Below are 19,213 nucleotides of genomic sequence, written 5' to 3'. Positions count from 1 at the left end.
GGCCGTCCGAACCGCGAGATGGAGATCACGTGCTGGAAGAGGTGGAGCGCTGGCTGGACCGGCGGTCCTGGTCCGTGGCGGACCGGCCGCTGGAGCGGATCCTCGCCGCCAAGCGGAACACGAAGGTCAGCGTCGTCCTGCCGGCGCTGAACGAGGAGGCGACGGTCGGGGACATCGTCGCCGTGATCCGCCGCGAGCTGATGACCGAGTCGGTGCCGCTCGTCGACGAGCTGGTGGTGATCGACTCGGGCTCCACGGACCGCACGGCGGAGGTGGCGGCGGCGGCCGGGGCGCGGGTGGTCGCGCGGGACGCGATACTCCCCCGGATACCGGCCCTGCCCGGCAAGGGCGAAGTCCTGTGGCGGTCACTGATGGTGACGAGCGGGGACGTCGTGTGCTTCGTCGACGCGGACCTGCGGGACTTCTCGGCGGACTTCGTGACGGGGATCGTGGGCCCGCTGCTCACCGACCCGGACGTGGACTTCGTCAAGGCGATGTACGACCGCCCGTTCGGCGACACCCCTGGTCAGGGCGGCCGGGTCACGGAGTTGGTGGCCCGCCCGCTGCTCAACCTCCACTGGCCGCGGCTGGCCGGCTTCGTGCAGCCACTGGGCGGGGAGTACGCGGCGCGCCGCTCGCTCCTGGAACGGCTGCCGTTCCCGGTCGGTTACGGAGTGGAGCTGGGGCTGCTCGTGGACGCCCTGCACACCGTGGGCCTGGACGCGCTCGCGCAGGTGGACGTGGGGGTGCGCAAGCACCGGCACCAGGACGGACAGGCGCTGGGCCGGATGGCGGCGGCGATCTACCGGACGGCGCAGCTGCGGCTCTCGCGGGGCCATCTGGTGCGGCCGAGGCTGACGCAGTTCGACCGGGGCGAGAAGGGCTTCGAGCCGACGACGTACGCGGTGGACACGGAGGAGCGGCCGCCGATGGCCGAGATCGCGGAGTACGCACAGCGCCGGGTGGCGTAGCACGGGGACGGGGCGGCCGCGCCGCGGCGACCGTGCGTGGCCGGATCGCCCTGTCTCGTATACGTACGTTTGAGCGTTTACCGGACGGGCTAGGTTCGCCACATGGCTACTGTGCTCGTCGCATCCAACCGGGGCCCGGTCTCGTACGTCCTCGGCGCGGACGGCTCGCTCGACGCCCGGAGGGGCGGCGGCGGCCTGGTCTCGGGCCTGAGCACCATCGGCTCCCAGGACAGCCTCTGGGTGTGCGCGGCCCTCGGCGAGGGCGACCGGGAGGCGGTCCGGCGCGGGGTCGGCGAGCCGGGCGTGCGGATGCTGGACATCGACCCGGAGGTGTACGCCGACGCGTACAACGGCATCGCGAACTCGGTGCTGTGGTTCCTCCACCACCACCTGTACGACGTCCCGCGCGAGCCGGTCTTCGACGCGGGCTTCCGCCGCCGCTGGGAGTCGTACCGCGCCTACAACCGCGCCTTCGCCGAGGCGCTGGCCGCGGAGGCCGCGGAGGGCGCGGCGGTCCTGGTGCAGGACTACCACCTGGCCCTCGTCCCGGGGCAGCTCCGCGAGCTCCGCCCCGACCTGCGCATCGGGCACTTCACGCACACCCCGTGGGCGTCCCCGCAGTACCTCCGGATGCTCCCGGACGACATCCGGGAGGAACTCCTGGGGGGCATGCTCGGCGCGGACCGGCTGGGCTTCCACACCCGGGCCTGGGCGTCGGCGTTCGAGGACTGCGCGGGCGGCCTCGGACGCACCCGGGTGGCGGCGCACCCCCTGGGTGTCGACGGCGAGGAGCTGCGGGCGCTCGCGCACCGCCCGGAGGTGGACGAGCGCCTGGCGGGACTCCGCGCGGAGATCGGCGACCGCAAGAGCATCGTCAGGGTCGACCGCACGGAGCTGTCGAAGAACATCCTGCGCGGCCTGCAGGCCTACCGGGAGCTCCTGACCGTCCACCCGGAATGGCGCGAGCGGGTGGTCCACCTGGCCTCGGCCTACCCCTCCCGCCAGGACCTCGCCTCCTACCGCTCGTACACGGCGGCGGTGAAGGAGCTGGCGAAGGAGATCAACGCCGAGTTCGGCACGGCGGACTGGCAGCCGGTCCTGGTCTCCGTGAAGGACGACTTCACCCGCTCCCTGGCCGCCTACCGCCTCGCGGACGTGGCTCTGGTGAACCCGGTGCGCGACGGCATGAACCTGGTCGCGAAGGAGATACCGGTCGTCTCGGAGGCGGGCTGCGCCCTGGTCCTGTCCCGCGAGGCGGGCGCCCACGAGGAACTCCACGAGGACGCGCTCACGGTGAACCCCTTCGACGTCTCGGAGACGGCCGAGGCCCTGCACGCGGCCCTCGCGATGCCCCCGTCCGAGCGCGCGGACCGCACCAAGCGCCTGGCCGCCACGGCCACGTCCCAGCCGCCGCAGCGCTGGTTCCTGGACCAGCTGGAGGCGCTCAGGGGCTAGCGGCCCCGACGACGCCCCCGGTCCCGGCGGCCTCCCCGGCTCCGGCGGCCTCCCCGGTCCCGGCGGCGCCCCCGGCCCGCTCCCTGCCCCACGCCGCCAGCGGCTCCAGGGCCTCGTTGAGGCGGATGCCGGACTCGGTGAGGGCGTACTCGACGCGGGGCGGGACCTCGTCGTAGGAGACGCGGTCGACGATGCCGTCCGCCTCCAGCTCGCGCAGGTGGGAGGCGAGGACCTTCTCCGTGACGCCCGGGACCAGGCGGCGGAGTTCGCCGAAGCGGCGGTGGGGGTGTTCGTGGAGGGCCCAGAGGATGAGCACCTTCCACTTGCCGCCGATCACCTCCATCGCGGTGTCGATCCCGCAGACGTGGCCGGTGCCGGCTCCCGGCCGGTTCAGTGTCGCCACTCGCCCACCCTTCTGACCTGTTCGCTCACCTCAGGGTAACCACCCACTTGAAAGTGGGTACTTGAGCAGGTCAGAGGCCTGCAGCAGCCTTTCGGGCATGACGCAGAACAGCACGCCGAAGTCCCCCGTCTCCCTTCTCGGCCTCGGTGCCATGGGCACCGCCCTCGCCCGCGCCTGGCTCGCCGCCGGGCATCCGCTCACCGTCTGGAACCGCACCCCGGCCCGCGCCGAGGCGCTCGCCGCCGAGGGGGCGAAGGTCGCCGACAGCGCGGCCGCGGCCGTCGCGGCGAGCGGCCTCGTCGTGGTCTGCCTCCTCGACGACGACTCCGTCGGCGCCGCCCTGGACGGTGTCGACCTGGCGGGCAAGGACCTCGTCGACCTCACCACCACGACCCCCGCACGGGCCCGGGCCCGTGCCGCGTGGGCCGGGGAGCGGGGGGCCCGTCACCTGGACGGCGGCATCATGGCCGTCCCGCCGATGATCGGCGTCCCCGAGGCCGGGGGTTACGTGTTCTACAGCGGCTCGCGGGAGCTGTTCGAGCTCCACCGGCCCGCCCTCGCCGCCCCGGCCGGGACCGAGTACGTCGGCGAGGACCCCGGATTCGCCGCCCTGCACGACGTCGCCCTGCTCAGCGCCATGTACGGGATGTTCGCCGGTGCCGCGCACGCCTTCGCGCTGATCCGGCGGGAGGACGTCGATCCCGTCGCCTTCGCCCCGCTGCTCGCCGACTGGCTCGCCGCCATGACCCGGGGCGTCCACGGGACCGCCGCCCAGCTCAAGAGCGGCGACTACACCGCCGGCGTGGTCTCCGGCCTCGCCATGCAGGTGGCGGGCACGCCGACGTTCCTGGCCACGGCCGAGGAGCAGGGCGTCAGCCCGGAGCTGATCCGTCCCTACTTCGAGCTGATGCGCCGCCGGCTGGACGTGGGGAGCGGTGAGGAGGAGCTGACGGGCGTGGTGGACCTGTTGCTTCGGTGAGCGGGAATCCGTAGCCGGTAATCGGTGACGACCCCTCCTCCTGAGGGGTCTTCCCGTGTCAGACTCGCGGCGATCGTTCCCCCAGGCGATCCGTTTTCCCCCCAGAGGCAAGCGGAAGGATCGCAAGACACGTGAAGAAGATTGTCGTGGGCATGACCCTCGGGTCGGCGCTCACCGCACTCCTCGCCGCGGGGCTCACCCCCGCCGCCGCGCAGGAGGCCCGGGACACCGCACCGGCGGGTGCGAACGCGCACCGGCCCGACAACCGTCCCGGGCCCCTCACGAAGCAGCGCACCCAGCTGCGCGAGCAGGCCATCGACCTGATCGCCAAGGGCAAGGCCAAGGCGAACGCCAAGGGCGTCGTCGAGGTCGCGCCCGGCAAGTTCACCGAGACCGTGACCACCACCGCCACCCGCCAGGAGAAGATCTTCACGATCCTCTCCGAGTTCGGCGACCAGGGTTCCGGCAAGCTCGGCACCGTCCCCGGCCCGCTGCACAACCAGATACCGCAGCCCGACCGGACCACGGACAACTCCAACGCCTGGACCTCCGACTTCTCGAAGGCCTACTACGAGAACCACTTCAACGGCTCCGGCGAGTCCATGAAGACGTTCTACGAGAAGCTGTCCAACGGCCGCTACTCGGTCTCCAACACCGTCGAGGACTGGGTCAAGGTCCCCGGCAACGCCTCCACCTACGGCGACAACTCCGTCGAGGACACCGGTGGTTCCTGGGCCTTCATCCAGGACACCGGCGACGCCTGGTGGAACGCGCAGATCGCCGCCGGCAAGACCCCGGCCGAGATCGACGCGTACCTCGCCCAGTTCGACGTCTGGGACCGCAACGACTGGGACCACGACGGCAACTTCGACGAGGCCGACGGCTACATCGACCACTTCCAGGCCGTGCACGCCGGCATGGGCGAGGACGCGGGCGGCGGCGCCCAGGGCGAGGACGCCATCTGGTCCCACCGCTGGTACGTCAACGGCGACGACTACGGCCTGACCGGGCCGGAGGTCGCCGGTACGCAGAACAAGGCCGGCGGCGCCCGCATCGGCCAGTCCAAGTACTGGCTCGGCGACTACACCACCGAGGGCGAGAACGGCGGTCTCGGCGTCTTCTGCCACGAGTTCGGCCACGACCTCGGCCTGCCGGACTACTACGACACCGACGGCGGCGAGAACTCCACCGCCTTCTGGACCCTGATGAGCTCCGGCTCCTGGCTGGGCCACGGCGCCGCCGCCAACGAGGGCATCGGCACCCACCCGGGCCTCATGGGCGCCGAGGAGAAGCTCTTCCTCGGCTGGCTGGACTACGCCGACGCACCGCTCGGCGCCACCGGCTCGTACACGCTGAACCCGGCCGCGCTCCAGGTCACCGGCAAGGAGCAGGCCGTCCGGATCGCGCTCCCGGACAAGACGAGCAGCACCACCTACGCGACGCCCGTCTCGGGCGCGCACGCCTGGTGGACCGGCTCCGCCGACGGCCTCAACCAGTCCCTCACCCGCTCCGTGCCGGCCGCCCCGCGCGTGACGGTCAAGGCGAGCGCCTGGTACGAGATCGAGGCCGACTTCGACTACCTCTTCGCCGAGTACTCCCTCGACGGCGGGGCGACCTGGGCCCGCGCGGGCGCGTCCGTCTCCGGCTCCTCGGGCGGCAGGTGGACGACGCTGCGCTACTCGTACGACGCCGCCGGCAAGCCGTCCCTCTTCCGCTTCCGCTACCAGAGCGACGGCGGCGTGCACTTCGCCGGCGCGTTCCTGGACGACATCTCGCTGACCTCCGGCGGGACCACCCTGGCGTCGGACGACGTCGAGCAGGGCGTCGGCGGCTGGACCGCGCAGGGCCGCTGGAAGATCTCGACCGGCACCGAGACGGCCACCGCCCCGCGGTACTACCTCGTGGAGAACCGCGAGTACGTCGGCTCCGACGCGCTCCTCGCCGAGGGCCCGTACCAGTTCAGCAAGGGCGTCACCGCCCCGGACTGGGTCGAGTGGTTCAAGTACCAGAACGGCATGCTGGTCTGGTACGTCGACCGGTCGTACGACGACAACAACGTCAGCAACCACCCCGGTGGCGGCTCGGCGATGGCCGTCGACGCCCGTCCGACCCCCTTCCGGTACGCCGACGGGACCGCGCCCAGCAACCGGCGCCAGCCCTTCGACGCGACCTTCGGCCTGGAGGCCACGGACGCGACCTGCCTCCACAAGGAGGTCCTGACCGGCAAGGGCCCGAACCAGACCGTCCAGACGCTGGCGGCCTGCGCCCCCTCCGTCCCGGGCATCCCGGTCTTCGACGACAGCGACCCGAACGCGTACTACGACACGACGGCCCCGCAGGCCAGCGTGAAGGTCGCCGGTCACGGCGTGCGCGTCACGATCACCGGTGACGCCGGCGACGACCTGACGATCAACGTCGCCAACCCGGCCGCGCACTGATCGCACACCCCGAAGAGGGCGGTACGGAGTTTCCGTACCGCCCTCGTCGCGTTCCGGGCCTCAGCCCTCCCCCAGCGCCCCCGCCAGTTCCGTCAGGAACGCGACCACGCCCGCCGGGCCCTGGACGGCGAGGTCCGCGCGGCCGGCCAGCTCCGGGACCTCGGTGGAGCCGCTGCACACCAGGACGCCCGGCGTCCCGTCGGAGCGGAGCTTCTCGACCGCCGCGAAGGCCGGCAGGTCGCCGAGGTCGTCGCCCGCGTACAGCACGGACCCGGCGCCCACCTCCCGTACGTACTTCGCGAGCGCCACGCCCTTGTCCATGCCCGGCGGCCGCAGCTCCAGGACCATGCGGCCGGGCTCCAGGACGAGGCCGTGGGCGACGGCCAGATCGCCCAGCGGGCCCTTGAGGGCCTCGAAGGCGCCCTCCGGGTCCTGGGCTCGGCGGGTGTGGACGGCGACCGCGCGGCCCTTCTCCTCGATCCAGACGCCCGGCCAGGCCCCGGCCCGGTCCAGGAAGCCGGGGAGTTCGGCGCGGACGGCGGCCACGCCGGGGTGCGGGGCGGCGGCCCGGACGGTGCCGGTGACGGCGTCCCAGCGTTCGGCGCCGTAGTGGCCGAGGACGACGAGGTGCTCCAGGCCGGGGACGCCGGCGAAGCCGCCGTAGCGGACGGCGACCCCGGCGGGCCGGCCGGTCACGACGGCGACGGAGGCGACCCGTGGGGCGAGGGCGGCGAGGGCGGCCACGGCACCGGGGTGGGCGCGGGCCTGCTCGGGGTCGGGGACGATGTCGGCGAGGGTGCCGTCGAAGTCGAGGGCGACGACGGCGTCCGCCGGGCGCGCGAGGAGCGCGGCCAGACCGTCTCGTCCGGTGGGCGTGGCCGGGTGCGGAAGGCTGCTGACCATGTTCCCGACCCTACCCACGTACGGGGGTCACGTCAGCGTGGCCGGAGTCACCCGCGAAGGCTCAGCCTTCCCTCCGCCGCTGCTTCTCCTCCCGGACCCGGCGCAGCCGGTTCACGGTCACCGGGTCGTGGGCCAGGGCGCGCGGGTCGTCCAGGAGGGCGTTGAGCAGCTGGTAGTAGCGGGTCGGGGAGAGCCCGAGCCGCTCGCGGACGGCCCGCTCCTTGGCTCCGGGGCCGGGCCAGGAGCGGCGCTCGACGGCGAGGAGGGCCTGCTCGCGCTCCCCGAGGCCGCTCCCGCCGTCCACCGTCTCTTCGGTCATACGACCCAACTTATTACTCGGCGCTCTCCGCCGCCGTCGCCGCCCGGCCGATCCGGCCGAGGACCTCGGCGGGGCGGCCGCCGGGGGCGACGGCCCTGCCGATGTTCTGCTTGACGTCCTCGCTGACCCGGGCCCAGGAGGTCTTGCCGACCGGCGGGAGCTGGGCGTCGGGGAGGACCTTGAGGAAGACGCGCAGGTTGGCGTGGGCGGGGTCGGTCTCCATGCGGGTGGAGGCGGTGACGGTGACCGGCAGCAGGTCGTTGTCCCCGGCGAACTTCAGGACGTTCTCGTCGCTGAAGACGAAGTTCAGGAAGTCGCCGATCTCCTTGCGGTGACCGTTCTGCCTGAAGCCCATGATCCAGTCGGCGACGCCCATGGAGGTCTTGGGCGGGCCGTCGACGCCGGGGAGGGGGACCTGTCCGACCCGGACGCCCTTCTTCGCGGCCTCCTTGAGGAGCGAGGGATGGCCGTTGAGCATGCCGACCTCGCCGTTCGCGAAGGCGGCGAAGGCGGCCTTGCGGTTGAGCCTCCCGGGGGCGACCGGGCCGGTGAGGCCCTTGCCGACGAGGTTCTTGCGGAGCCACTCGAAGGTGCGCACGTTGGCGTCGGAGTCGACGGCGTAGCGGTCGGAGGCGTCGGTCCAGCCGCCGCCCCCGCTGAGCAGCCACATGAGGGCCTCGGCCTGGGCCTCCTCGGGGCCGAGGGGCAGCGCGAAGGGGGTGGCGACGCCCCCGGCCTTGAGCTTCTCGGCGGCCTCGACGAGTTCGTCCCAGGTGGCGGGGGCCTTGGCACCGGCCTCCTGGAAGAGGTCCTTGTTGTAGAAGAGCGGCCGGGTGGAGGCGACGAACGGCATGCCGTACTGGGTGCGCTTGTACTCGCCGGCCGAGACGAGGGGGCCGAGGAAGTTGGCCTGGACGGGTATGGAGAGGAGTTCGTCGGCGGCGTAGAGCTGTCCGGCGGCCGCGTAGTCGGCGTAGGCGCCGATCTGCGCGATGTCGGGGGCCTTGCCGGCCCCGACCATCTCGGCGACCTTGCGGTCGACGTCGTCCCAGGACTCGACCTGGACCTCGACCTTGACGCCGGGGGTCTTCGCCTCGAAGGCGGCGACGAGGTCGGCCCAGTACTTCCTGGTCGTGTCGCCGCCGGTCAGGTCGTAGTCGGCGGCGACCAGCCTCAGGGTCACGTCGCCGGAGTCGCCGTCCAGGGCGCCGCAGCCGGCGACCGTCGCGGTCAGTCCGAGGGCGGCGGCGGCCGCGGTCAGTCCAAGGAATCGTCGCCGCTCCACGGCTTCATCCACCTTTTGCTCGTCGTTGAGCTGCATGTTTGCTCGTCTTCGGGCCGTAAGTCTCTCCCGCGTACGGGCATGAGGTCTAGTCCACTCGGGTATCACTTCCGCAACTGCGGCGGAAGCATGAGCGCATGACGGCCTTCGAATTTGTATCCGTGCGCAACAATCCACGAAAGTGGACTAGACCTTTTGGGTCCTCTAGCGACACACTGTCCCCCGTGAGACACGTCATCGCCCTGGATGTGGGCGGCACCGGCATGAAGGCCGCCCTCGTCGGCGCGGACGGCACCCTGCTGCACGAGGCCCGCCGCGCCACCGGGCGCGAGCGCGGCCCCGAGGCCGTGGTCGAGACCATCCTCGGCTTCGCCGAAGAGCTCCGCGCCCTCGGCCAGGAGCGGTACGGACAGCCCGCCGCGGCCGCCGGAGTCGCCGTCCCCGGCATCGTCGACGCCGAGAACGGCATCGCCGTCTACGCCGCCAACCTCGGCTGGCGCGACGTTCCCATGCGCGAACTCCTCAGCCGCCGGCTCGACGGCGTCCCCGTCGCCCTCGGCCACGACGTCCGCACCGGCGGCCTCGCCGAAGGCCGCATCGGCGCGGGCAACGGCGCCGACCGCTTCCTCTTCGTCCCCCTCGGCACCGGCATCGCCGGAGCCATCGGCATCGGCGACCGCATCGAGGCAGGCGCCCACGGCTACGCCGGCGAGATCGGCCACATCGTCGTCCGCCCCGGCGGCACCGACTGCGGCTGCGGCCAGCGCGGCTGCCTGGAGCGGTACGCCTCCGCCTCCGCCGTCTCCCAGGCCTGGGCCGCCGCCAGCGGCGATCCCGAGGCCGACGCCGCCGACTGCGCGAAGGCCGTCGAGTCCGGCGACGCCACCGCCGCACGGGTGTGGCAGGAGGCCGTCGACGCCCTCGCCGACGGGCTCGTCACCGCCCTCACCCTGCTGGACCCCCGCACGCTCATCATCGGTGGCGGTCTCGCCGAGGCCGGGGAAACCTTGTTCACACCACTCCGGGCCGCCGTGGAGGAACGCGTCACGTTCCAGAAGCTGCCCGCCATCGTCCCGGCGGCCCTCGGGGACACCGCCGGATGCCTGGGCGCGGGCCTCCTCGCCTGGGACCTTCTCTCCCTCGACTCGGAGGTTTCCGCCTGATGGCCGATCACAAGGTTCTCGCCGGCGCACACGTCGTGCTGCCCACCGGAACGGTCGAGAACGGACGCGTGATCGTCACGGGCGGCCGGATCGCCGGCTCGGCGCCCGAGGGCGCCCCGACCGTCGACCTGACCGGCCACTGGCTCGTCCCCGGCTTCGTCGACATGCACAACCACGGCGGCGGCGGCGCCTCCTTCACCTCCGGCACCGTCGACGAGGTCCTCAAGGGCGTCCACACCCACCGCCTGCACGGCACCACCACCGTCGTCGCCTCCTTCGTCACCGGCGACATGGACTTCCTCGCCCGGCGCGCCGGACTGCTCTCCGAACTCGCCGAGCAGGGCGACCTCGCCGGCCTCCACTTCGAGGGCCCCTTCATCTCCCCCTGCCGCAAGGGCGCCCACGACGAGACGCTGCTCCGCGACCCCGACCCGGCCGAGGTCCGCAAGCTGGTCGACGCCGCCCGCGGCCAGGCCAGGATGGTCACCCTCGCCACCGAGCTCCCCGGCGGCCTCGACTCCGTACGCCTCCTCGCCGAGCACGGCGTCATCGCCGCCATCGGCCACACCGATGCCACGTACGAGCAGACGCGGGCGGCCATCGACGCGGGCGCCACCGTCGCCACCCACCTCTACAACGCCATGCCCGCCCTCGGGCACCGCGCCCCCGGCCCGATCGCCGCGCTCCTGGAGGACGAGCGGATCACCGTCGAGCTCATCAACGACGGCACCCACCTCCACCCCGCCGCCCTGGAGCTCGCCTTCCACCACGCGGGACCCGAGCGCGTCGCCTTCATCACCGACGCCATGGACGCCGCCGGCTTCGGCGACGGCCGCTACATGCTCGGCCCGCTCGCGGTCGACGTGAAGGACAGCGTCGCCCGCCTCGTCGAGGGCGGCTCCATCGCCGGCTCCACCCTGACCCTGGACCGCGCCTTCAAGCGCGCGGCGACCGTCGACGCCCTGCCGGTCGAATCGGTCGTCCAGGCCATCTCCGCCAACCCCGCCCGGCTCCTCGGCGTCTACGACCGCGTCGGCTCCCTGGAGCCCGGCAAGGACGCCGACATCGTCGTCCTCGACGCCGGGTTCGAGCTCAGGGGCGTCATGCGCAAGGGCGAGTGGATCGTCGACCCGACGGCGGACACGGCCGCCTGATCAGGTGTCACTCGTGAAGGCGGTTGACCGCGGCTCTGGGCCAACCGCCTTTCCTTTGGCATGATCGGTGCCCGTCGGAACGCACGTTCCGCAGGACTTCACACCGAGTACGGGGGGCGGACAGGTCGTGATCCTCACGGTCACCCTCAACACGGCGCTGGACCTCACCTACCGGGTCCCCGCCCTCACCCCGCACGCCTCCCACCGGGTCACCCAGGTCATCGAGCGGCCCGGCGGCAAGGGACTCAACGTCGCCCGCGTCCTCGCCGCCCTCGGGTACGAGACGGTCGCCACCGGCTTCGCGGGCGGCGCCACCGGCGCGACGCTGCGGGACCAGCTCGCGCCGACGCCCGTACGGGACGAACTCGTCGAGACCGCCGGCCCCACCCGCCGCACGGTCGCGGTCGTCGACACCGCGAGCGGGGACACCACCCAGCTCAACGAACCGGGTCCGACCGTCACCGCCGCCGAGTGGACCGCCTTCCGCACCCGCTTCACGGCGCTCCTCGACGGAGCCCGCGCGGTCGCCCTCTGCGGCAGCCTCCCGCCGGGCATCCACGTCGGCGCGTACGCGGAACTCGTCCGCCTCGCCAGGACGGCCGGCGTCCCCGTCCTCCTGGACACCAGCGGCGAGCCCCTCCGGCGCGGCATCGCCGCCCGCCCCGACCTGGTCAAGCCCAACGCCGAGGAACTCGCCCAGCTCACCGGCGCCCGCGAACCGCACCGGGCCACCCGCGACGCCCGCCGCCGGGGCGCCCGCGCGGTGGTCTCCTCGCACGGCCCCGAGGGCATGCTCGCCGCCACCCCCGAGGGCGTCTGGCGCGCGACCCCGCCCGCCGCCGTGAAGGGCAACCCCACGGGCGCGGGCGACTCCGCCGTCGCCGGCCTCCTCTCGGGCCTGGTCGACGGGACCCCCTGGCCCGAGCGCCTCACCCGTGCGGTCGCCCTCTCGGCGGCGACGGTGCTCTCCCCGGTGGCCGGCGAGTTCGACGCGACGGCGTACGAGGAGCTGCTGACGCGGGTGAAGGTGGTCGAGGAGACCCCGTAGGGCCCCCGGCGTCAGTTACCGGTGTGCCCGGCCTCCAGGTAGACCTGGTCGAGGATCGCCTCGCACTGGTCCCCCGCCTCGCAGGAGATCTTGAGCGCGTTCGCGCCCTTGTTGAGGTTCACGTACGAGTACGTGTACGTCCAGCCCTTCTCCCAGTCGCCCTCGGCGGCCTTCGCGAAGTTGCTCATCCTGATCTCGCGGGGCGACTCGCCGTTGACCGTCAGGGACGTCTTGGCGTCCTTGCCGGGCACGCTGTACGTGATGCGGAGCGTGTACTCGCCGGTGTCCGGCACGTCGACCGACCAGCTCGCGGAGCCGCCCACCCCGTTGAAGGCCACGTAGGCACCGTTCGTGCCCTTCGCGCCCTTCACCGTGGTCTCCGTCGTCGCCGACCCGCCCAGCGTCAGCGTCGCCGCGTCCTGCTTCGGCAGCTCCTCCGGGGTCTTCTCGGCACTCGGCTCGCTGCTCGGCGTCTCGGAGACCTGGGACGGGGCGGTCGTCGGGGTGTTGCCGCCGGCCTGGGGGTCCTTGTTCTCCTCGTTGCCCGAATTCGTGATCAGGGCCGCCGCGATGCCGACCACCACGACCGCCACGACGGCGACCGCACCGATCAGGAGGCCCTTGGTGTTGGGGCCGCGGCCGGAGCCGCCGCCGCGCTGGGCCGGGATCGCGCGGGTCTGCGGCTGGGCGCCGTACGTCTCGGGCGCCGCGTACTGCGCCTGCGGCTGGCCGTACGGGGCCTGCTGCTGCGGCGGCACGTACGCCTGCTGCTGGTGGTGGCCGTACTGGCGCTCACCGACCGTCCTGACCTGGTTGTACGAGGTCCGGGGCACGCCCGGCTGGGCGGGGGCGGGGCCGGGGTAGCCGTAGCCGCCGCCCTGCGGAGGCTGGGCGCCCGCTGCCTGGCCGTCCGCGTACAGGTAGCCGAACGGATCGTCGTCCTCGGGCTTGTTCGCGCCGTCGTTACCGGCAGCCATCCGGGTCATCCTCTCCATGCTCGCCAGCCGTCGCCGACCTGGCGAGCCTACCCCGAACGGACCAGCGCGCGGCTCAGCCCGCCCGTCGGTGGACCTTGGCGCGGGAGCGTTTCTCCACGTACATCCGCTGGTCGGCCGAGTTCAGGACCTCTTCCACGGTCATCCCGCACTCGGCCCAGCCGATGCCGAAACTCGCCCCGACACGGACCGCCCGCCCGTCCACCCGGATCGGCGGGATGATCGCGTTGCGCAGGCGCACGGCCAGGTCGGCGGCGTCGGCGGCGCCGAGGCCGTCGGCGAGGACGACGAACTCGTCACCGCCGAGCCGGGCGACGGTGTCGCCGTCCCGCACGCCGGTGGTGAGCCGGCGCGCGACCTCGATGAGGACGGCGTCGCCGGTGTGGTGCCCGAAGCGGTCGTTGATCGACTTGAAGCCGTCGAGGTCGCAGAAGAGGACCGCGAGCCCCTTGGTCCCGTCGTCGGTCTCGCCGCCCGTGGGCGCGACGATGTGGACGTGGTGGTCGTACGCCCCGGAGCCGCCCGCCGGCTCGAAGCCGAAGCCGTGCTCGTGCTCGTGCTCGTACGGCTGCGGCTCGTGGCCCGCGTCGTACGAGAGGTCGTAGGAGGGCTCGTAGCCGCCGCTGCCGTGGCCCGTCCCGTAGCCGCCGTCCCGCCGCGAGTCGTACCCGCCGCCGTACGCCGCCTCGTCCCCCGGCGCCGACGGGCGCTCGCAGAGCCGGGCGGAGAGCCGGGAGCGCAGCTCGGCGCTGTTGGGGAGGCCGGTGAGGGCGTCGTGCGAGGCGCGGTGGGCGAGCTGGAGCTCGTGCCGCTTGCGCTCCTCGATGTCCTCGACGTGGGTGAGGAGGAAGCGGGGGCCGTCGGCGGTGTCGGCGACCACCGAGTTCCGCAGGGAGACCCAGACGTAGGTGCCGTCCCGCCGTGCGAGCCGCAGCTCGGCCCGGCCGCCCTCGGCGGAGGTGCGGAGCAGCGTCCCGATGTCCTCGGGGTGGACGAGGTCCGCGAAGGAGTAGCGGCGCATGACGGAGGCGGGCCGGCCGAGGAGCCGGCACAGGGCGTCGTTGGTGCGCAGCAGCCGGCCGTGCTGGTCGCCGCCCATCTCGGCGATGGCCATGCCGGAGGGGGCGTACTCGAAGGCCTGCCGGAAGGACTCCTCGCTGGCCCGCAGGGCCTGCTGCTCGCGCTCCAGGCGGACCAGGGCGCGCTGCATGTTGGAGCGGAGGCGGGCGTTGCTGATGGCGATCGCCGACTGCGAGGCGTACATCTGGAGCGCCTCCTGGCCCCAGGGGCCGGGGTGCCGGCCGTTGCGCGGGCGGTCGACGGATATGACGCCGAGGAGCTCACGGCCGGAGCCGGACGGCGCTCCCCCCGTGCGGGCGGAGCCGAGCGTGGGGGCGTACATCGGGGCGTAGAGGCGGTCGTGCGGGTGCCACTCGTCCTCGAAGCGGGGCGCGGGGCCGTCGGTGTGCCACTGGGGGACGTCGTCCTCCATGAGGACCCAGCCCTCGGTGTGCGGGATGAACCGCAGGTCGCCCCAGGAGACGCCCATGGAGAGGCGGCGGTCCCAGGAGGAGCGGGAGCCGACGCGACCGGTGATCAGGGCCTCCGCGGCGGAGCTTCCGGCGAAGGCGGCGACGACGAGGTCACCGTCGGGACGGACGAGGTTGACGCAGGCCAGCTCGTAGTTGAGACCGGCGACGACACCGTCGGCGACGGTCTGCAGGGTGTCCGCCAGGCTCCGGGCAGTGTTGAGGTCCGCCACGACCTGATGCAGCTGCCGCAGGGTCGAGAGACGGACATAAGGCTCCGACTCGGTCTCCATCGCTCGCTCTCCCCGAGACCTCGACAGCAACTCCAGGGTTCTCATCGGCTTCGTACTGCACTGTCACCGCCACTGAATCACAGCGAGCTGCGCACCCGGTACACAGGGTCAGCAAATACTGCCCTCTGTGACTCAAGTCACAGCAGCTCGTGGCGGGTCCTGCCGCCCTGCGGCATATGCCAGGACCTAGGTCCCGCGGCCGTGCCCGGCTGGTCCCCCGGCCCGATGCGGGGCGCGGAGGGCGGGGCTAGCGTGCGGGTGTGCTCCAGAGAATCCCCTCCTCGCCCCCCGTGTCCGATCTCGCCATCCCTCATGCTGAGGGAGTGAGCAACGACGAGTTCCGGGCGGCGATGGCCCGCCTCGCTGCGGGCGTGGTCCTGGTGACCGCGCACGACCCCGACGACGGCCCGCGCGGCGAGGACGTCGGCATGACGGCCACGGCCTTCATCTCGGTCTCCCTCGACCCGCCCCTGGTCCTCGTCAGCCTCCGCAACGGCTCCCGCATGGACGACCTGCTCGCCGACGTCCCGGTCTGGGCGGTGTCGATCCTCGCCGAGGACCAGCGGCACGTCGCCGGGCGCTTCGCCATGAAGAACCGGGTCAGCGACCGGCTCCTCTTCGCCGACCTGCCGTACGCGCGCGGGGAGGAGAGCGGCGCCCCGCTCCTGGACGGCGCGCTCGCGGTCCTGGAGTGCCGCACGGAGAACCGTGTCCTGGCCGGCGACCACACGCTGGTGGTGGGCCGGGTCCTGTCGGTCGGGCTGCCCCTGGGAGGCGGCGGGCCGCTGACGTACTACCAGGGGAAGTACCGCCGGCTCGGGTGAGGCCCGGGGACCGGAGGCTCCACGGCCGAGCACCGGTCCGGGCCGTGGGCTCCGCGCCGGTCCGGGTCGCGGCTCGGCCGCGGACCCCCGTCAGCCCCAGTCGCGGGACTGCCGGATGCGCTTGGTCTCCGAGCGCTGCTTCTTCTCGCGCAGCCGCCGCTCGTTGATCCCGCGCGGGATCTTCGTCGGCCGGCGGGGCTTCGGCGGCGGGGCCGTCGCCTCGGCGAGGAGCGCGGCGAGGCGGACCGCCGCCGTCTCGCGGTTGCGCCACTGGGAGCGGTGCTCCGAGGCGCGGACCGTCACGACGCCGTTGACCAGGCGGGAGGCGAGCCGCTCCAGGGCGCGGGCCTTCCACACCTCGGGGAGCGCGTCGGTGGCCGCGAGGTCGAAACGCAGCTCCACCTGCGAGTCGCTGGTGTTCACGTGCTGTCCGCCCGGCCCCGACGACCGCGAGAAACGCCACTGGAGCTCGGCCTCGGGCAGCGAGACGGAGCCGCGGATGGGATACGGACCGGACATGCCCTCCATGTTCCCCGGAGGGGCGGGAAGGAGTCATCCTGTTTTCGCGCACGCCGCCCCACGCGGCACGCGCGCGTTGGAGACGGCGGGAACCGCCGGCGGCCGAACCGCGTTTCTCCAGGCGACGACAGAACGATGAAAGGGACTTTCCATGGCTGTGAGCCTGTCCAAGGGCGGCAACGTCTCCCTGACCAAGGAGGCCCCGGGCCTCACCGCCGTCACCGTGGGCCTCGGCTGGGACGTCCGCACCACGACCGGCACCGACTTCGACCTGGACGCCTCCGCGATCGGCGTGGACGCCGCCGGCCGGGTCGCCTCGGACGCCCACTTCGTCTTCTTCAACAACAAGTCGACGCCGGACCAGACCATCGTGCACACCGGTGACAACCGCACCGGCGAGGGCGGCGGCGACGACGAGCAGATCAACGTCAACCTCGCGGCCCTCCCGGCCAACGTCGACAAGATCGTCTTCCCGGTCTCCATCTACGACGCGGTGTCCCGCTCGCAGAACTTCGGCCAGGTGCGCAACGCGTACATCCGCATCGTGAACCAGGCCGGCGGCACCGAGATCGCCCGCTACGACCTCTCCGAGGACGCCGCCGTCGAGACGGCCATGATCTTCGGCGAGCTGTACCGCAACGGCGCCGAGTGGAAGTTCCGCGCCGTCGGCCAGGGCTACGCCTCGGGCCTGGAGGGCATCGCCCGCGACTTCGGCGTCAACCTCTGACGGACGCCACGCACCAGTGGGGCCCCGGCGGAATCCCGCCGGGGCCCTACCCTTTCCCGCGTGATCGTCGAAGCCCTCCCGCACACGGAAGCGCACGCCCTCCCCGGGCCGCTGCTCACCGAACTCACCGCGCTGTACGCGTCGAACCAGGAGTTCCAGCAGCTCAGCGGCGACTTCCCCGATCCCGGCGACATCCGGCCCGAGCAGGTCGCCGCCGCCCTCGCCGACGAACTCGCGCAGCCGACGGCCGAGGTGCTCCTCGCCCGTGCCGAGGGGCGGCTCGTCGCCGTGGCCATCACGCTCGGCCGCCATCCCGACCCGCTCCAGACCGACCCGTGGCTCGGCCTGCTGATGGTCCACGCCGACGCGCAGCGCGCCGGGTACGGCCGCCGGCTCGCCGCGTACGTCGAGACCGGCTTCCGCGCCGAGGGCCGCACCGGGCTGCGGCTCGCCGTCCTGGAGAACAACCCGAAGGCGCTGGCCTTCTGGACCTCCCTCGGCTACGAGGAGACGGCCCGCCGCCCCGACCTCGCCCACGGCCGCCCGTGCGTCGTGATGCGGAAGGCCCTGGCCTAGGGCCGCTTCGGTCTTCCGTCGCCGTACAGCCAGACGTCCCACAGTGAGCCGAGGTCGCGGCCCGCCACGCTCTCCGCGTAGGCCGTGAAGTCGTCCGTGGTGACGTTGGCGTGACGGTGCTTCGCGGCCCAGCCGCGCAGGATCTCGTCGAAGACGCGGTCGCCGACCGTCTCGCGCAGTTTGTGCAGGACCATCGCGCCCCGCTGGTACACGGGCGGGTCGAAGAGGTTCTCGGCGGCGGGCGGGGCGGCCGGCGGGAAGGCCCAGTTCACGTCCTGGGCGAAGGCCCGCTCGAAGCGGGTCCGCGCGGGCACGTGCTCGTACTGCTCCGAGTACAGCCACTCCGCGTAGGTCGCGAAGCCCTCGTTCAGCCAGATGTCCCGCCAGCTCTCGGGCGTGACCGAGTTCCCGAACCACTGGTGGGCCTGCTCGTGGACGAGGGTCGTCCGGTCGAAGGAGGCGACCGGGAAGACGGGCCGGGTCTGGGTCTCCAGGGCGTAGTCGAGGTTCCCGTTCTGGGTGACGACGGCCCCGGCGGCGGAGAAGGGGTACGGGCCGAAGCGTTTCACCTGGCGGGCGAGGATCTTGGGGATCTCGCCCCGCAGCGCGGCGCTGCCCGCCGCGACGGGCGGCTCGGCGGCGGTCAGGACGGGCACGGTGCCGAGCGCGGTCGCCGTCCCCGTCTCGTACCGGCCGATCGCGACCATCGCGAGGTAGCTCGCCATCGGCTCGGGCGTGCTCCACACGGTGGTGACGCGCCCGTCCGGCCCGGTCCGCCGCGCGGTCCTGACGCCGTTGGAGAAGCCGTCGACCCCGGCGGGGACGGTGAGCGTGAGGTCGTAGGAGGCCTTGTCGGAGGGGTGGTGGTTGCCGGGGAACCAGGTCATGGAGCCGGTGGGTTCCCCGAGGGCGACCGCCCCGCCCGCCTTGCGCAGCCAGCCCTCCTTGGAGCCGTCGGCGTCCGTGATCGCCCGGGGCACGCCCGAGTAGCGGACGGTGGCCCGGAACTCCGTCCCTTCGGAGAGCTCCTCGCGGGGGCGGAGGGTCAGCTCGTTCCCGGCCCGGTTGTACGCGGCGGGGGCGCCGTCGACGGTCGCGCCGCGCACGGTGAGGCCGGCGAGGTCGAGGTTGAAGGCGCTGAGGTCCTGGGTGGCGCGGGCGGTGATCTCGGCGGTGCCGTCGAGGCGGCCGGAGGCCGGGTCGTAGGCGAGGGTGAGGCCGTAGTGCCCGACGTCGTAGCCGCCGTTGCCGAGCTTCGGGAAGTACGGGTCGCGCAGCCCGGCGGCCCCGGGGGTGCCCCTGACGCCGTCGGCGACCGCGGTGCAGCCGCCCGTCAGCAGTACGAGGGCGGCGAGGGCGAGGGCTCCGGTCCGGCTGCGCTGTGACACGTACCGATCTTAAAAGGTCAAAAACGAAAAAAGGCGGTGGCGCCCGGCGGGGGATCCGGGCGCCACCACCAGCTGGGGGACGTCAGTTCGCGAGGGCGGCGACGCCGGCCTGGGCGAACTTCTCGTCGAGGTCGCCCGAGGGGGCGCCGGCGACGCCGATGCCCGCGATCGGGGCGCCCTTGGCGGTCACCGGGGCGCCGCCGGCGAGGAAGAGGGTGCCGGGGATGTCCTTCAGGGTCGGCGCGTT

19 protein-coding genes are annotated in these 19,213 nt (G+C 73.0%); 10 read left to right on the top strand and 9 right to left on the bottom strand.

Translation table 11 applies throughout. The features are described from left to right. The first annotated feature begins 29 nt into the window (after positions 1–29). Together K7G60_RS26725 and K7G60_RS26720 are read left to right on the top strand one after the other, a co-directional pair. Entirely contained in the window at positions 30–971 is a 942-nt protein-coding gene (locus K7G60_RS26725; RefSeq protein ID WP_225803504.1) for a glucosyl-3-phosphoglycerate synthase, read from the top strand. Positions 972–1,073: 102 nt separating this feature from the next. Further along, positions 1,074–2,426, top strand: coding sequence for a trehalose-6-phosphate synthase (locus tag K7G60_RS26720; protein WP_225803503.1), 1,353 nt, complete (start codon positions 1,074–1,076; stop codon positions 2,424–2,426). On the opposite strand, the gene K7G60_RS26715 is transcribed toward K7G60_RS26720, so the two are convergent. Beyond that, positions 2,416–2,829: a helix-turn-helix domain-containing protein gene (locus K7G60_RS26715; RefSeq protein ID WP_225803502.1), complete on the bottom strand. Its 414-nt coding sequence runs from the start codon at positions 2,827–2,829 to the stop codon at positions 2,416–2,418. The two genes, K7G60_RS26720 and K7G60_RS26715, sit on opposite strands and share 11 nt — an antisense overlap. Positions 2,830–2,926: 97 nt before the next feature. On the opposite strand from K7G60_RS26715, the gene K7G60_RS26710 reads away from it, so the two are divergent. Beyond that, positions 2,927–3,808 carry an NAD(P)-dependent oxidoreductase gene (locus K7G60_RS26710; protein WP_225803501.1) on the top strand — a complete coding sequence of 294 codons (882 nt, stop codon included), beginning with the start codon at positions 2,927–2,929 and terminating at the stop codon, positions 3,806–3,808. A 131-nt stretch (positions 3,809–3,939) separates the two neighbouring features. Beyond that, positions 3,940–6,246: an immune inhibitor A domain-containing protein gene (locus K7G60_RS26705; protein ID WP_225803500.1), complete on the top strand. Its 2,307-nt coding sequence runs from the start codon at positions 3,940–3,942 to the stop codon at positions 6,244–6,246. A gap of 60 nt (positions 6,247–6,306) precedes the next feature. Here K7G60_RS26705 and otsB read toward each other — a convergent pair whose 3' ends face one another. The 3 genes from otsB to K7G60_RS26690 all read right to left on the bottom strand — a co-directional run bounded on the left by otsB (position 6,307) and on the right by K7G60_RS26690 (position 8,765). Then, positions 6,307–7,149: a trehalose-phosphatase gene (gene otsB / locus K7G60_RS26700; RefSeq protein WP_225803499.1), complete on the bottom strand. Its 843-nt coding sequence runs from the start codon at positions 7,147–7,149 to the stop codon at positions 6,307–6,309. 61 nt (positions 7,150–7,210) lie between these two features. Next, the gene (locus K7G60_RS26695) at positions 7,211–7,468 is read right to left on the bottom strand and encodes a DUF3263 domain-containing protein (RefSeq protein WP_225803498.1); all 258 of its coding nucleotides are present in this window, start codon (positions 7,466–7,468) and stop codon (positions 7,211–7,213) included. Positions 7,469–7,481: 13 nt separating this feature from the next. After that, a complete protein-coding gene (locus K7G60_RS26690; protein ID WP_225803532.1) occupies positions 7,482–8,765 on the bottom strand; it encodes an extracellular solute-binding protein in 1,284 nt (427 codons plus the stop codon). Positions 8,766–8,974: 209 nt separating this feature from the next. Between K7G60_RS26690 and K7G60_RS26685 the strand changes: the two genes are divergently transcribed. The 3 genes from K7G60_RS26685 to K7G60_RS26675 all read left to right on the top strand — a co-directional run bounded on the left by K7G60_RS26685 (position 8,975) and on the right by K7G60_RS26675 (position 12,115). After that, complete coding sequence (locus K7G60_RS26685) at positions 8,975–9,913, top strand: ROK family protein (RefSeq protein ID WP_225803497.1); 939 nt, start codon at positions 8,975–8,977, stop codon at positions 9,911–9,913. After that, positions 9,913–11,067 carry an N-acetylglucosamine-6-phosphate deacetylase gene (gene nagA / locus K7G60_RS26680; RefSeq protein WP_225803496.1) on the top strand — a complete coding sequence of 385 codons (1,155 nt, stop codon included), beginning with the start codon at positions 9,913–9,915 and terminating at the stop codon, positions 11,065–11,067. Before K7G60_RS26685 ends, nagA begins: the two co-directional genes overlap by 1 nt. A gap of 127 nt (positions 11,068–11,194) precedes the next feature. Further along, on the top strand, positions 11,195–12,115 hold the full coding sequence (locus K7G60_RS26675; RefSeq protein ID WP_225803495.1) for a 1-phosphofructokinase family hexose kinase: 921 nt from the start codon (positions 11,195–11,197) through the stop codon (positions 12,113–12,115). Between the two features lie 11 nt (positions 12,116–12,126). On the opposite strand, the gene K7G60_RS26670 is transcribed toward K7G60_RS26675, so the two are convergent. Next, positions 12,127–13,092: a CBM35 domain-containing protein gene (locus tag K7G60_RS26670; protein ID WP_225803494.1), complete on the bottom strand. Its 966-nt coding sequence runs from the start codon at positions 13,090–13,092 to the stop codon at positions 12,127–12,129. Positions 13,093–13,165: 73 nt separating this feature from the next. Next, positions 13,166–14,932: a diguanylate cyclase CdgB gene (cdgB, locus tag K7G60_RS26665; RefSeq protein ID WP_225803493.1), complete on the bottom strand. Its 1,767-nt coding sequence runs from the start codon at positions 14,930–14,932 to the stop codon at positions 13,166–13,168. 260 nt (positions 14,933–15,192) lie between these two features. On the opposite strand from cdgB, the gene K7G60_RS26660 reads away from it, so the two are divergent. Continuing rightward, a complete protein-coding gene (locus K7G60_RS26660; protein WP_225803492.1) occupies positions 15,193–15,756 on the top strand; it encodes a flavin reductase family protein in 564 nt (187 codons plus the stop codon). Between the two features lie 90 nt (positions 15,757–15,846). Here the strand turns inward: K7G60_RS26660 and arfB are convergent, their stop codons facing one another. Then, positions 15,847–16,284 carry an alternative ribosome rescue aminoacyl-tRNA hydrolase ArfB gene (gene arfB / locus K7G60_RS26655; protein ID WP_225803491.1) on the bottom strand — a complete coding sequence of 146 codons (438 nt, stop codon included), beginning with the start codon at positions 16,282–16,284 and terminating at the stop codon, positions 15,847–15,849. A 142-nt stretch (positions 16,285–16,426) separates the two neighbouring features. Between arfB and K7G60_RS26650 the strand changes: the two genes are divergently transcribed. Beyond that, a complete protein-coding gene (locus K7G60_RS26650; protein WP_093874825.1) occupies positions 16,427–17,002 on the top strand; it encodes a TerD family protein in 576 nt (191 codons plus the stop codon). A gap of 60 nt (positions 17,003–17,062) precedes the next feature. Beyond that, positions 17,063–17,578 carry an N-acetyltransferase gene (locus K7G60_RS26645; protein WP_225803490.1) on the top strand — a complete coding sequence of 172 codons (516 nt, stop codon included), beginning with the start codon at positions 17,063–17,065 and terminating at the stop codon, positions 17,576–17,578. Here the strand turns inward: K7G60_RS26645 and K7G60_RS26640 are convergent. After that, positions 17,575–18,966 carry a M1 family metallopeptidase gene (locus K7G60_RS26640; protein ID WP_225803489.1) on the bottom strand — a complete coding sequence of 464 codons (1,392 nt, stop codon included), beginning with the start codon at positions 18,964–18,966 and terminating at the stop codon, positions 17,575–17,577. The genes K7G60_RS26645 and K7G60_RS26640 overlap by 4 nt on opposite strands. Before the next feature lie 82 nt (positions 18,967–19,048). After that, on the bottom strand, positions 19,049–19,213 hold a 165-nt coding region (locus K7G60_RS26635), incomplete at its 5' end, for a heme-binding protein (RefSeq protein ID WP_225803531.1).

It is taken from the genome of Streptomyces sp. NK15101 (assembly GCF_020400725.1).
Classification (GTDB): Bacteria; Actinomycetota; Actinomycetes; order Streptomycetales; family Streptomycetaceae; genus Streptomyces.
The sequence above is the reverse complement of the archived record's forward strand: the minus strand, read 5'-3'. Positions and strand labels throughout refer to the sequence as shown.